Origin of the sequence: Lysinibacillus sp. NPDC097195 (assembly GCF_044762075.1) — a bacterium.
Classification (GTDB): domain Bacteria; phylum Bacillota; class Bacilli; order Bacillales_A; family Planococcaceae; genus Lysinibacillus.
The window spans coordinates 84,348-98,486 of record NZ_JBIWDP010000001.1 but is presented as its reverse complement, the minus strand read 5'-3'; the positions used below and the strand labels follow the sequence as shown (position 1 = coordinate 98,486).

Genomic DNA, 14,139 nt, shown 5'->3' with positions numbered 1-14,139 from the left:
TCTGTTAAATAACAGTTGCAATATAAATCTATTTTACACGAAAATATCCAGAATGTCTCAATATTTTTATTTTTCCAAAAGTATAGTTATAATTCGTAAATTTAAGCGTATTTCCGCTTTAAATCAGCTATAATGGAATTATTAAACTCAGGTGGTGTAATTATGGAACATAAAAAGACTTTTTTTTCTGTTACAAAGGAGACAAAGCATGGTACTGTTTATGTGGAAGGGCCTGTTTCTCCAGAAAAATTAGCTACATATACATTCCACGAGGGATTAGTTGCCTTTAGACCTCCTAAACAACAACAGCAGGCTATTATAGAAATCGCAGGACTCCCTGAAGGCCGCATTATTATCATTCGAAATGACAACATTATCGTAGGCTACGTTACCTATCTATATCCTGATCCGCTTGAACGATGGGCAGAGGACAGAATTGATAATATGATAGAGTTAGGTGCCATTGAGGTCATTCCTGATTATCGTGGGACTGGTGCGGGCAAAGCCTTGTTAGCGGTGTCCTTTATGGGGGATGAGATGGAAGACTACCTCGTTATCACAACCGAATATTATTGGCATTGGGATTTAAAAGGTACAGGATTAAATGTCTGGGATTACCGCAAAATGATGGAGCGAATGATGAGTTCTGTTGGCTTCGAATATTTTGCTACAGATGATCCTGAAATTACATCACACCCTGCTAACTGCCTAATGGCTCGCGAGGGCAAACGAGTGCCTCCTGAAACAATGGAAAGATTCGACCGACTTCGTTTTAGAAATCGCTTCATGTATTAAACCAACACAAAGGGGATACGTATATGATTGTTGAAGAAATAATGAATGATGAGCCTTACACATTGGCTCCGACAAACACTGTTCTAGAAGCGTTGAAATTGATGCGCGAGAAAAAAGTGCGACATTTACCCGTTATCGATAACGAACGTCATGTGCTAGGTGTCATTACGGAGCGCGATATTAAAGAGGCATTACCTTCCTCATTGAAAGATGAACCGGATTCTCCCGTGTTTCGGGCAAAGGTAGAAGATATTATGGTTAAAAACCCACTTGTCGGACACCCACTTGACTTTGTAGAAGAAGTAGCACTAACTTTTTATGAGGCAAAGGTAGGTTGTTTACCCATTGTCTCTGGTGGAAAACTCGTCGGGATTGTGACTACAACCGATTTACTTTACACATATATAGAATTAACGGGTGCCACTGAACCTGGCTCCAAAATTGAAATTCGTGTTAGTGATACACCCGGTGTATTATTCGAAATTACAAAGATTTTTAATTTGCATCATGCAAATGTCCAAAGCGTCTTAGTATATCCTGATTCTGAAAATACCCAAAATAAAATTTTAAGCGTCCGAGTAAAAACACTAAACCCACTTGCTATCATTGAAAATCTTCGCCAAGAAGGCTTTGATGTGTTATGGCCGAATCTACCAGGTGTTTCATTATAATGAAAAATGCTGTCTTTGTTTATTCACCTGAGCAACTGGGTTATAAATTTTCAGATACACATCCTTTTAATCATAAACGCTTGACGCTAACAATGGATTTGCTAAAAAATATAGGGGCACTCGATGAGGTGGATATCGTCCCTGCTCGCATTGCCACTGAAGAAGAGCTTTTGCTTGCACATGATCCGAAATACATCGAAATTGTTAAAAATGCTGGTCATGGTAAACTGAGCGAGGCACAATGTGCAAGCTATGGTATTGGCACTGAAGATACACCAATCTTTCAAAATATGCATGAAGCAAGTGCCCAGCTTGTCGGCGGCACATTAACAGCTGTCGATTATGTAATGGAAGGAAAAGCTCAGCATGCGCTAAATCTTGGCGGTGGGCTACATCATGGTTTCCGTGGGCGAGCATCTGGTTTTTGTATTTATAATGATAGTACTGTTGCCATTCGTTATTTGCAGGAAAAATACAAAGCTCGTGTACTCTACGTGGATACGGATGCCCATCATGGGGATGGTGTACAATGGAGTTTCTATGAAGATCCGGATGTTTGTACTTTATCAATACATGAAACAGGACGTTATTTATTTCCTGGCACAGGTAATATAACTGAACGTGGCAATGGTCAAGGTTATGGTACTTCCTTTAACTTTCCAATTGATGCTTTTACCGAAGATGACAGTTTTTTAGAAATATATGAAAAGGCGATGCGTGAAGTTTTCGAATATTTTAAACCTGATGTTGTGTTAACACAAAATGGAGCCGATGCACATTATTTTGATCCATTAACACATTTGTACGGCACTATAAATATATATAAGGAAATTCCAAAACTTGCGCACAAGCTAGCACACGAATATTGTGACGGAAAATGGATTGCTGTTGGTGGTGGTGGTTACGACATATGGCGTGTTGTGCCAAGGGCATGGTCGATGCTATGGCTAGAAATGACTGATCAACCAATACCAACAGGTGCTTTACCACAAGCATGGTTAGACCGTTGGCAGCCAGAGGCACCCGTACCTTTTATCCCAACATGGGAAGATCCAAATCCTCTCTATGAACCTATCCCGCGAAAAGCGGAAATTGAAGAAAAAAACGCCCAAATGCTAGAAAAAGCGTTACATATTATCCGCACTGAAAAACGCAGTTAGGTGCCAGTCACTTAATCAATTACACTAGTTGTTGGTAGCGGAGGCGGCGACTCCTGCTAAGAACAGCACACATAGTAAGACGCGGGAATTCCTAGCGCGTAAGCGAGGGTTGCGGCTTACTGTGTGCTGAGCGGAAAGCATCCGCCGTAGCGGACAACAACGTTTGCAAGCACATATTTTCCCATAAAAAAACACGCAAATCCTACCATGAGATTTACGTGTTTTTTGTTATTTGCTTTTCACAGATTGTCGATGTTCGATACGGTGCGGTAAGATTACCGCTTCGTCTTCTACAGGCTCTTTATTCATAAGCTTTGTCAGTAATCGCATCGCAACAGCGCCAATGTCATATAGCGGCAGTGCAACACTTGTCAGCTGTGGACGCACCATACGAGCCAACTTCGAATTTTCAAAACTAATGACTTCTATATCCTCTGGCACATTTTTACCAGCATCTTGCGCACCATGAATCAAGCCAATAGCAAGTTCATCGCTACCTGCAAAATAAGCAGTAGGAGGGTTGTCAAGAGCAGATAATGTTTCCCAAGCCTCTAAGCCCATATCATAGCTAGATTCTTCAGCGGCAATTAGTGATTCATCTATACTTATGCCTGCATCTTGCAGTGCTTTTTTATAAGCTTCAAGCTTGAATTTACCATTAATTGTATAAGTAAGCGGGCCGGTTACAAAGCCGATTCGCGTATGACCGTTTTGAACGAGTAACGAAATCGCTTCATAAGCTGCCTGGAAATAATCGATATTAACAGTGGCAATTGTTTGTGATTCATCTACAGAACCTGCAAGTACAATTGGTACAGGAGAATGATCCATCGATTGTTGCATTTTTTCTGTTACTTCATCACTCATCATGACAATACCGTCTACCTGTTTACCTAGCATTGTATCTAACAGCTGCAGCTCTTTATCTTCGTGTTGATCTGAGTTGGCAAGAATAATATTGTAGCGATACATTGTCGCAATATCCTCTACACCACGTGCCAGCTCCGCATAAACATTATTTGCAATATCTGGGATAATCACGCCAACTGTTGTCGTTTTCTTACTTGCTAACCCTCGCGCTACTGCGTTCGGACGATATTCTAATCGTTCTATTACTTCTAATACTTTTTTTCGTGTCGCCGGTTTTACATTTTGATTACCATTGACTACACGAGAAACTGTTGCCATCGAAACATTCGCTTCTCGTGCAACATCATAAATTGTAACAGTCATCGTACGTGCCTCCCTTTTTCCTTTTATAGCCTTATCATACGATAATTTTCGCTCCATTTTCAAGAAGAAGTACGAACACGTAATGAAATTCCAAGGACAAATAGTACTATTATAGACATTTTTTTGTCACGATATAGTAAACACCGCCTGCTTATTGCGCAAGCGGTGTAAAAATCAAATCATTATGCGTGTATTTCATAATTCTTCATGAATTTTTGTAGCGTTTCGTAGAAAGCATCGAATGTTGGAATATCCATTTGTTGTTGTGAATCTGAAAGTGCTACAGATGGATCTGGATGCACTTCTGCCATTACCCCATCTGCACCAATCGCAATTGCTGCCTTCGCACATGGTAATAATAAATCGCGTCGACCAGTTGAGTGTGTTACATCGACGAATACCGGTAAATGTGTTTCTTGTTTTAAAATTGGTACTGCTGAAATGTCTAATGTGTTACGTGTTGCTTTTTCGTACGTACGAATGCCACGCTCACAAAGAATAATATTTTCATTGCCTTTAGACATAATGTATTCTGCCGCATGAATGAACTCGTCAATCGTTGCTGCTAAACCACGTTTTAATAGTACTGGTTTGTTTGTTGCACCAGCTGCTTTTAATAACTCAAAGTTTTGCATATTACGTGCACCGATTTGGATGACATCAATATAATCAAGCGCTTCTTCTAAATGGCCCGGTGTAACAATTTCCGTAATGACACCTAAACCGTATTCTTCAGATACACGCTTTAAAATTTTAAGCCCTTCTAAACCAAGACCTTGGAAGTCATATGGAGAAGTACGAGGTTTGTAAGCACCACCACGGATTAACTTTTCACCTTTAGCTTTAATAGATGCTGCAACAGCTGCTACTTGCTCGTAAGACTCAACCGCACAAGGACCAAATACGAAAGATGGTTTTCCTTGCCCAATTAGCTCACCATTAATATTAATGACAGTATCTTCTGATTTTTTCTTACGTGATACAAGTAATTCTTTCTTTTTATCAGCTTCAAGTTGTTTTAATGCTGTTTTAAAGATTTGTTTAAAAATATAATCAACCGTCATTTGGTTTAATGGACCGTGATTGTGTTCTTTAATTAAATCTAGCATATGTCGTTCGCGTAATGGATCATAGCGATTAACACCTTGTTTTTCTTTAATTTTACCGATTTCATCTACTACAGCTGCACGTTCGTTAATTAGACGAAGAATCTCTAAGTTTAATCCGTCAATTTGACTACGTAAGCTTTCTAAATCCTTTTGGCTCATGCTTCTTGCTCCTCTCCCCATGACAGACACTTTCAGAACTCTGAAATGTATGTTACATTTTTAGATAATAGCATCATTATAATCAATGTTGTGCAGAATGTCACGCATTTTTAATTTAGCGCTTCAACTCGCTAAATTATTTTCAGGTATATCAAGAAAGGAAGCGATTACATTGAGTTCAAAATTATTTGCACTTGATATCGGTACACGTTCTGTTGTTGGCATTATATTAGAAGAAGATAATGACCATTTTCATGTACAAGATATATTAGTAAAAGAACACAAAGAACGCGCCATGGTAGATGGTCAAATACATAATGTCATGTATGTGGCAGAGTTAATTACTGAAATTAAACAACAACTCGAAGAAAAGCATGGTCCTTTATCAAAAGTAAGTGTCGCTGCTGCAGGTCGGTCATTAAAAACAGAACAGGCAAGCGTGACCCTTAATATTCGTAACCGCCCTATTTTCACTGAAGAAGATATTAGTCGTTTAGAGTTACAAGCTGTTCAGCAAGCACAGCAACAGCTTTTACAACATAAAGAGGATACTAAAACTAGTCATTATTATTGCGTTGGTTATTCTGTTCTCTATTATCGCCTAGATGGAGAAGAGATCGGTAGTCTTCTTGATCAGCAAGGCGATGAAGCACAAATCGAAGTCATTGCGACTTTCCTGCCACGTGTTGTCGTCGAATCACTAATAGCTGCCTTAAAACGAGCAAATTTAGAAATGGATGCCCTAACATTAGAACCTATTGCGGCCATTAATGTATTAATTCCTCCTACAATGCGCCGTCTTAACGTTGCGCTTGTGGACATTGGCGCTGGTACATCCGATATTGCCATTACCGATAAAAGTACAGTTGTGGCATACGGCATGGTTCCGACAGCAGGTGATGAAATAACAGAGGCACTTAGTGACCATTATTTGCTGGACTTTCCAGTTGCCGAAGAAGCGAAGCGTCAACTGCACAGTGCTGAGGAAATTTTAATACAAGATATTTTAGGCTTTGATCAATACTATCCTAAAGCAGACGTGCTTACCGCTATTGAGCCAGCTGTGAAACAACTAGCAAAAGCTATCGGTGAAGAAATATTGCGCTTGAATAACCGCACTGCCCCTAAAGCCGTTATGCTTGTTGGTGGTGGTAGTTTAACACCGAATTTAACTACCGAATTAGGCTTAGTATTGAACTTACCAGCAAACCGTATTGCGGTACGCGGTGTGGATGCCATTCAAAATTTAACGAAGGAGGAGCATATTAAAGCATCCCCTGAGTTAGTAACGCCAATCGGCATAGCCATTGCCGCAAAAAAAATGCCGATACAATATATGAGCTTAACGGTTAATGAACAAATTGTACGTTTATTTGAATTAAAGGAAATGACAGTTGGCGATGCCTTTTTAGCAGCCAATATTCGGGCCAAACAATTATATGGCAAACCAGGCCATGGTTTATCTATTAGTGTGAACGGACAAGATATTTTTATACCTGGTGGCCACGGTCAACCTGCCCAAATTTTAGTAAACGGTCAACAGGCCTCTACAAAAACTATAATTAAAACGGGCGATGCCATTTTGCTAATCGAAGGTCAAGATGGTCATCCAGCCTGTGCTACAGTTAGAGACATTGTGGACCAAGCAGTGATTAAAACGGTAACTATTCAAGAAATGCAATATGTAATTGAACCTAAAATTACTGTTAACGGTTCACCTGTATCAATGGATACGGATTTAAATGATCGAGATAGTATCGCATTTGAAATAGCTGAAACAGTAGAAGATATTTTTAAAGCGACGAATAATACACATATGCTGAAGCAATTTGAATCATATGTCATTTATGTCGATGGCAAACCTTTATATTTACCGGCGTTTTCAGCAAATTTATTAATTAACGGAAAACCAGGTAAACTGTCATATGCTGTTCAACATAATGATGTTATTACTTTTTCGCAACCGTCGTTACCAACAGTTCAGCGAATAGCCGATCAAATGAATGTTTTACTGGAGGACAAAATTATCATTCACTTCCAACAGGAACTATTAGAGTTGAAAAAAACGACACATGAAATACTTGTTAACCAAGTTGTTGCGTCGCCACTTTCTACTGTTCCAAATGGAGCAACAGTTGCCATTCACGAAAAAGACCGTAGCCCTTGGGTTTATCAAGATGTTTTCCGCTTTTCTAATTGGCAGTTACCTACATCATTTAAAGGTAATTTTACAATACTCCGCAACGGACAGCTCGCAACTTTTGACACGGAAATCTTCGGTGGCGATCAATTAGAAATTGTACTTGAAGAAGCTCCATTATCATTGTAACAAAGGTAAGAGTTACATTAGTTGTTTGTAGCGGGGGCGGTGACTCCTGCGGGAACAGCACATAATGTAAGACGCAACAAGCCGCGCGCTAGCGAGGGTTGCGGCTTACGGTGTGCCCGCGGAAAGCACCGCCGCAGCGGACATCAACGGCATAGCAAAAAAGTGTTAGATTGATGGCAGTCAATCTAACACTTTTTCTTTACGTTATAGTTTCTTTTATTTTAAGCACGTACTTCTTGCGCTTTATCTTTTTCTTCAATCTTTTGCTCAGCTTTTTCTAGAGCTTCTTCTTTTTTTGAATCAACATCATTGATAAAGTCCTCTAGTGGCTCTTCCCCTTCGAAAGAAACAGTCCCATCATCAAAAACAGTTGGTGCTTTTGCAGATTTAAGTGTTTTCACTTTTTCTACTAATTGCGAAGATTGTTCTTGAATTTGTTTTGATAGTTGCACAGTTTTATCTTTCGCAGTTGTTGAAAAATCTGCACTCTTATCTTTTAAATTTACTGCTTGCACTGCCACATCACTACGTAAATCTTTCCCTGATTTCGGAGCTAGTAGTAGACCTGCAGCTGCACCCACTATACCCCCAACTAACGCGCCAATGACGAAATCTTTCATATTTACACGCTCCTCTTCATAAATCGATTCTTGCGGATTATAAAGCTGTGGCAATGTACTTTCTAGTTGTTGTTCTTTCACTTCGTTAAAGTTTGGCTTTTGTGTAGTCATGGACAATTCCTCCCATTTTATAATCTAATGCGCCTAGACGAATGTATTTCCACTTAGGATGATCTACAATTTCGTCTAAGGCTTTATTTATATTCAGCTGGCTTGAAGAAAGCACCTGCTAAATAATAATTATTTTTTGCGACCCCATTTTCTTTTCGGCTTGTCCGTTTGAACTTGCTCAAAACTATATGCACCTTCAGGCATAATTTCTTGTACTTGCTCAATCACTTTACGTTTCTTCCATTTATCTGCAATGCCCATTGCGACATTACTCCATTGAACAACTTGTGCAATTTTTTCTTCATTTTCCTCAACGCTTTTTGCTATCGATGAAGTTATTTGTTGAACAGATGCATTTAAACCATTTACAGATTCGCCCATTCCTTTCACTGCATGGACAACTGTATTAAGTTGTTCGGATTTTTGTTGAATATCCTCGGCTAGGCTATTCGTTTTAATTAACAAAGAAGTCGTTTCTCGTGTAATCCCTTCCATTTGTTTCTCAATACCAGATAATGTACCAGATAAGCTGTTAAGAATTGATTTGAGCGAAAATAATGTCATGCTGACACTCACACACAAAATTAAAAAACCGATCGCTGCTAATATTGCTGCAATATACAAAATGACTTCCATAAATAGACCTCCTGCTAGTAATAATTCTCTCTTTACTATTACTTACCTTATCTTCGACAAATAAAACTTAAATCCTTCTCAAATTTGAGAAAAAACAGCTTATTCCTTGCGGATTAAGCTGTTTCGTTGTTTTTTAATACATCTTCAAAGGCATCTTGGAACTTGTGAACATCGCCAGCGCCCATAAATAAAAATACGGCGTCTTTATGCTTTGTTAACACATCAATACCTTCAGTTGTAATGACAGCGCTCCCGTCAATAAGAGAAGCTAAATCTTGAATTGAAAGAGCACCTTGTGTTTCCCTTGCAGAACCAAAAATATCACATAAGTATGCTGTATCTGCCAAACTTAGGCTGTCTGCAAAGTCCTGTAAAAATGCTTGCGTACGTGTGAATGTATGTGGCTGGAATATAGCGACTAATTCACGTTCAGGATATTTTTGTCGTGCCGATTGAATTGTTGCACGAATTTCCGTCGGATGGTGTGCATAATCATCGATCAAAACATGATCCCCAATATTCGATTCTGTGAAACGTCTTTTTACACCTTTATAAGTGTTTAAACGTTCTTGAATAATTTCAGATGAAATACCTTCATATTGGCAAAGTGTAATAACAGCTAATGTATTCAACACTGCATGGTCGCCAAATAATGGGATAAAGAAAGTACTATAAAATTCATTGCGCACAAACACATCAAATGTGGTACCTTCTGTTGTTTTTTCAACATTACGTGCCTCAAAATCATTTTCCGCTCCAAATCCATAATAAACAACAGGTACTTTCGCTTGGATACGTTGTAGATGCTCATCATCGCCACATGCAATAATTGCTTTCTTCACCTGTAATGCAAGTGATTGAAAGGCTGCATAAACATCTTCAATATTTGCAAAGTAATCTGGATGATCGAAGTCAATATTTGTCATGACTGCATAATCAGGATTATAAGCTAAAAAGTGTCGACGATACTCACATGCTTCCATGACAAAGAAGTTCGCATTTTCGTGTCCGGCACCTGTACCATCACCGATTAAATATGAAGTTGGTTTATAACCACCTACAACATGCGCCATTAAGCCGGTTGTAGAAGTTTTACCATGTGCACCTGTAATGGCAATTGATGTGTAATTGCCAATATACTCACCAAGAAATTTGTGATAACGGATAATTTCTACACCTATTTCTCGTGCTCTGACTAATTCAGGATGGTCATCAGGAAAAGCGTTCCCTGCAATTACGGTCATACCTTCTTGAATGTTATCCGCATTAAATGTGAAAATTGGAATATTTCGTTCGCGTAACGGTTGTTCCGTAAAGAAATATTTATCAATATCTGAGCCCTGTACTTGTTCACCAGCATCAAATAAGATTTGAGCAAGTGAACTCATGCCAGAACCTTTAATGCCTGTGAAATGAAAAACTGTCATTAATTAAACCCCCCGGGAAATACAATATCCCATCTATCATCTATTAGGTGTATCGTATTTTGTACTAGGTATTAATACCTTTACATGTACAGAAAAATACGTACTATGTTAAAACATCTTGTCTATTATAGCACTATTTATGCACAACGATAAATGTGCAACTTTTCTAAATAAACTAATTTTGACGAAAGTCAGTTAATCTTTACGAAAATACCGCAATTCTTATTCAAACATAGCAATTAAATCTTGTTCGGTAATATAACTTTCACGCGGTTTACTGCCTCTTGCCTCCGACACAAAACCATGCGATTCCAGCATATCAATTAAGCGTGCAGCACGATTATAACCGATATGATACTTGCGTTGAATAAGAGAAGTAGATGCCCCACCTGCTTCATAAACAAAGCGACAGACATCCTCAAACAAATCATCTTGCTCTGCAGTAACCTCTGATTTCTTTAAAAGTTCCTCTTGATCAAAAATATAATCTGGCTCACCTTGCTCACGAACATGATCAATAATCGCTTCTATTTCATCGTCTGTTACAAACGTACCTTGTAAACGTACAGGTGCAGACATGCCATTACCTAAATATAGCATATCGCCACGTCCAAGTAACCGCTCTGCCCCTTGCCCATCTAATATTGTACGCGAATCGATTTGGGAAGATACCGCAAAGGCAATTCGTGTAGGAATATTGGATTTAATAAGGCCTGTAATAACATCCACAGAAGGTCTTTGTGTTGCAACAATTAAATGAATACCACAAGCTCGTGCCTTTTGCGCAATACGACAAATCGCTTCCTCAACATCCGCTGGTGACATCATCATTAAGTCAGCCAACTCATCAATAACAATTAAAATGTATGGCAATTTAAGGCTATGCTCATTATTTTTATCTGCTAATGCATTATAACGTGTAATATCACGTGCACCTGCATGCGCAAATAATTGATAACGGCGCTCCATTTCCTCTACAGCCCATTTTAACGCTGCTGTTGCAGCCTTAACATCTGTAATAACCGGGCTAACTAAATGAGGAATATGATTAAACGGTGCCAGCTCTACCATTTTCGGATCAATCAGCATAAGTTTTAATTCGTGTGGTGCAGCTTTATATAATAAACTCACCAAAATGGAATTAATACAAACAGATTTTCCTGAACCCGTTGCACCGGCAATTAAACCGTGTGGCATTTTACGTAAATCAATTGTGACAGGTTTCCCTGTTAAATCTAACCCTAACGCAGCCTCTAATGGTGAGTCCGATTCAAGGAATGAAGCGCTATTTGTTACTTCCGACAAACGAACAGCTCGTGACACACGGTTAGGAATTTCTATTCCAATTGAGCTTTTCCCTGGAATAGGCGCCTGTATACGAATATCCTTTGCAGCCAAAGCTAATTTTAAATCGTCTGCCAAGTTACGAATTTTACTTACCTTCGTACCATGACTGACTGTAATTTCAAATTGAGTTACAGCTGGACCTTGCATAATCGATTCAATTTGGGCTGAAACTTGGAAATAAGATAATGCTTCTACTAGTGTGTCCCCTTGTTGCTCCATCCACTCCGTATCTTGCGTTTTCTCTTCAGGTGGCTCTAAAAATTCATCCGTTGGTTTTTGATAAACGTGGACAGGTTTAACAGGTTTTATTTCGCTTTCTAAATGTTCGTCTCCATCGGCAATTGGCAAGACATTTGTAGAATGTCCCTCTACCCCAATCGATTTTTCGTCATCGAATTGTATAGCAATGGTTTCTTCTGAATGTTGTACCAGTGGCACATTGTTGTACATAGTTGCTGCACTTTCTTCAACTACCTCATCATTTATAGCAAGATTTTCTTGTGATAACGTATTGTCTACAACCATTATTGACGATGCTTCTTCAACTGCCTCAACTTTTATAGCTGGACTTTCTTCTTGTGGTAGTGAATTTTCTACAATCGTTGTTGACGATACTTTTTCGGTTGTCTCAATTTTTATGGCTGGACTTTCTTCTTGTGATAACGTATTGTCTACAACCGTTGTTGACGATGCTTCTTCAATTGTCTCAACTTTTATAGCTGGACTTTCTTCTTGTGATAACGTATTTTCTACAGCCGTTGTTGACGATGCTTCTTCAACTGCCTCAACTTTTATAGCTGGACTTTCTTCTTGTGGTAGCGCATTTTCTACAGCCGTTGTTGACGATGCTTCTTCAACTGCCTCAACTTTTATAGCTGGACTTTCTTCTTGTGATAATTCGTTTTCTAAAACGACCGTCGCTGCTATTTCGTCTGATGCTGCATTTTCGAATGTCGGCAAAGTTGTCATTGTTGCAACTGGGGACATTGTAATAACTGAAATACCCTCTGTTTCTACCTCTGTTGACGTTGATATTTCACTTGTTTTTTCCACTTCTACCACTTCTGCCGATGCATCAGCCTCAAAGTCATTACTAGAAAACGCCGTGTCTCGTTGTGGTTCTTCAGCAGTCGCTAGGTTTAATGATTTTAATTGTTGTGCAATTCGCCACTTTTCCTTATCTGTTTTTAACATTAAGACATTAAATGGAATGCGGCTCTTTTCTTGCTTCACAGACGATTCTTCTACTATAGCTTGTTGTTCTTCGTCATTCGTTGGCTGAACAACTGTCACTTCCCCAATATGAATCGTGGAATTTTCAATTTGTAATTGTTCCACAACCACTTCTTTTACATGTATTTCTGATTGATCGGCTGATAATTGTTCGACAGCAAGTTCTTGCTGAACTGCTTCTTTAATCTGCTCTTCAAAATTTACGGCAAAAGATGTTGTTTGTGGGATAGGAAGCTCCATTTTGTCTTCCCCTGACATTGAACTTTGCTCATCCACTTCAACTTCTTCAAAGGTAATCGGTTGCTTCGGTGACACTTCTACTGACACTTTCTCTGTTAACTGGTTGTGCTCCGTACTGTCAACATCATCAAATGAAATTAGTTGTTTCGCCTCCGCTGTTGTTGGGCTTTCCTCCGTAATAGCAACTTCAGCAATAACACTTGACTGCTTCCATACAGCTTCACTAGTCGGTTGTATTTCGAGCTGTTCACGTACATCATTTGGGGCTTTGATAGGCTCTTTTTCTTCTAGTATATTTTCAATCGTGTCATTTGTTGTCGCTTCTTTTGTAAACGCAGTCATAGAAGGCGTTTCAGCTTCGTGCTCTTCTTTGCGTTTATTTAATAACTGCTCAATTGGACTAGGTTTGGCAAATCCGTAAACTGGCGATGGCACATCAGTTGGTACAAAGCGTTTGCGATTTTGTTGTAAAAGATCTTCTGTTTTACTTTCCTGTTTCACAACTGGCTCTTTTTGAACAGATTTAGGTTGAGGTTTAGGTTGAGCTTCAACTTGTGCATCGCGAAAAACCATACTTGCTTTTGTCGGGTATTCTTGTTTTGGCTGACTTCGTGTTGTCGTTGTTCTGCCAGTTCTTTTCGATCGATTTTCTAATAATTCACGAATACCAGATACCTCTATATCGTAAACACGAGAATCTGCCATTCGATGATCTAAATGTTTTGGTAAAGATAAATCTTCTATTTGGCTATAAGTGTCGTCCATTTGATTAAACATGTCCTTTGACTGTGAAGCTGAAAGCATCTCTTCTCCATCATCAATTAAAGGAAAGCGAAAAGTCTTTTGTTTGGATGCTTGCGGCGTTTCATTTAATGGCTCTGGCTGATTTGGTAGCTCCTCATACTCTTCATAGTATTCATCATAGTCCATGTCTTCTCTATTTAAAAATTTATCAATCTTCTTTTTAAACCAATTCATGTTGTTTCACTCATTTCTCTTACACTTCATTTATAGCATTGCCTAAGTTTTTCTTACAAAAATAACCTTTTGAAACTATGTACAATGTCCA

At 38.9% G+C, this 14,139-nt stretch carries 10 protein-coding genes; 4 read left to right on the top strand and 6 right to left on the bottom strand.

Features of this window, described 5'->3' with window-relative positions:
- Nucleotides 1–162: 162 nt before the first annotated feature.
- The 3 genes from ACIQXI_RS00460 to ACIQXI_RS00450 are packed head-to-tail and all read left to right on the top strand — an operon-like array spanning nt 163 to nt 2,626.
- Nucleotides 163–795 (top strand): GNAT family N-acetyltransferase, encoded by a 633-nt coding sequence (locus ACIQXI_RS00460; protein WP_402920267.1) that lies wholly within the window; start codon nt 163–165, stop codon nt 793–795.
- A 23-nt stretch (nt 796–818) separates the two neighbouring features.
- Entirely contained in the window at nt 819–1,466 is a 648-nt protein-coding gene (locus ACIQXI_RS00455) for an acetoin utilization AcuB family protein (protein ID WP_402920264.1), read from the top strand.
- Nucleotides 1,466–2,626, top strand: a complete 1,161-nt coding sequence (locus ACIQXI_RS00450; protein WP_402920261.1) for an acetoin utilization protein AcuC — start codon at nt 1,466–1,468, stop codon at nt 2,624–2,626. Before ACIQXI_RS00455 ends, ACIQXI_RS00450 begins: the two co-directional genes overlap by 1 nt.
- Nucleotides 2,627–2,854: 228 nt before the next feature.
- Here the strand turns inward: ACIQXI_RS00450 and ccpA are convergent, their stop codons facing one another.
- Together ccpA and ACIQXI_RS00440 are read right to left on the bottom strand one after the other, a co-directional pair.
- Complete coding sequence (ccpA, locus tag ACIQXI_RS00445; RefSeq protein ID WP_402920258.1) at nt 2,855–3,859, bottom strand: catabolite control protein A; 1,005 nt, start codon at nt 3,857–3,859, stop codon at nt 2,855–2,857.
- 182 nt (nt 3,860–4,041) lie between these two features.
- Nucleotides 4,042–5,127: a bifunctional 3-deoxy-7-phosphoheptulonate synthase/chorismate mutase gene (locus tag ACIQXI_RS00440; RefSeq protein ID WP_402920257.1), complete on the bottom strand. Its 1,086-nt coding sequence runs from the start codon at nt 5,125–5,127 to the stop codon at nt 4,042–4,044.
- A 172-nt stretch (nt 5,128–5,299) separates the two neighbouring features.
- On the opposite strand from ACIQXI_RS00440, the gene ACIQXI_RS00435 reads away from it, so the two are divergent.
- Nucleotides 5,300–7,456, top strand: coding sequence for a cell division FtsA domain-containing protein (locus ACIQXI_RS00435; RefSeq protein WP_402920254.1), 2,157 nt, complete (start codon nt 5,300–5,302; stop codon nt 7,454–7,456).
- Nucleotides 7,457–7,677: 221 nt separating this feature from the next.
- Here the strand turns inward: ACIQXI_RS00435 and ACIQXI_RS00430 are convergent, their stop codons facing one another.
- The 4 genes from ACIQXI_RS00430 to ACIQXI_RS00415 all read right to left on the bottom strand — a co-directional run bounded on the left by ACIQXI_RS00430 (nt 7,678) and on the right by ACIQXI_RS00415 (nt 14,048).
- Nucleotides 7,678–8,187, bottom strand: a complete 510-nt coding sequence (locus ACIQXI_RS00430) for a YtxH domain-containing protein (protein WP_402920251.1) — start codon at nt 8,185–8,187, stop codon at nt 7,678–7,680.
- A 129-nt stretch (nt 8,188–8,316) separates the two neighbouring features.
- Nucleotides 8,317–8,823, bottom strand: coding sequence for a DUF948 domain-containing protein (locus ACIQXI_RS00425; protein WP_402920248.1), 507 nt, complete (start codon nt 8,821–8,823; stop codon nt 8,317–8,319).
- 113 nt (nt 8,824–8,936) lie between these two features.
- Entirely contained in the window at nt 8,937–10,250 is a 1,314-nt protein-coding gene (murC, locus tag ACIQXI_RS00420) for a UDP-N-acetylmuramate--L-alanine ligase (RefSeq protein ID WP_402920245.1), read from the bottom strand.
- Between the two features lie 222 nt (nt 10,251–10,472).
- The gene (locus ACIQXI_RS00415) at nt 10,473–14,048 is read right to left on the bottom strand and encodes a DNA translocase FtsK (protein ID WP_402920243.1); all 3,576 of its coding nucleotides are present in this window, start codon (nt 14,046–14,048) and stop codon (nt 10,473–10,475) included.
- Nucleotides 14,049–14,139: the final 91 nt, after the last annotated feature.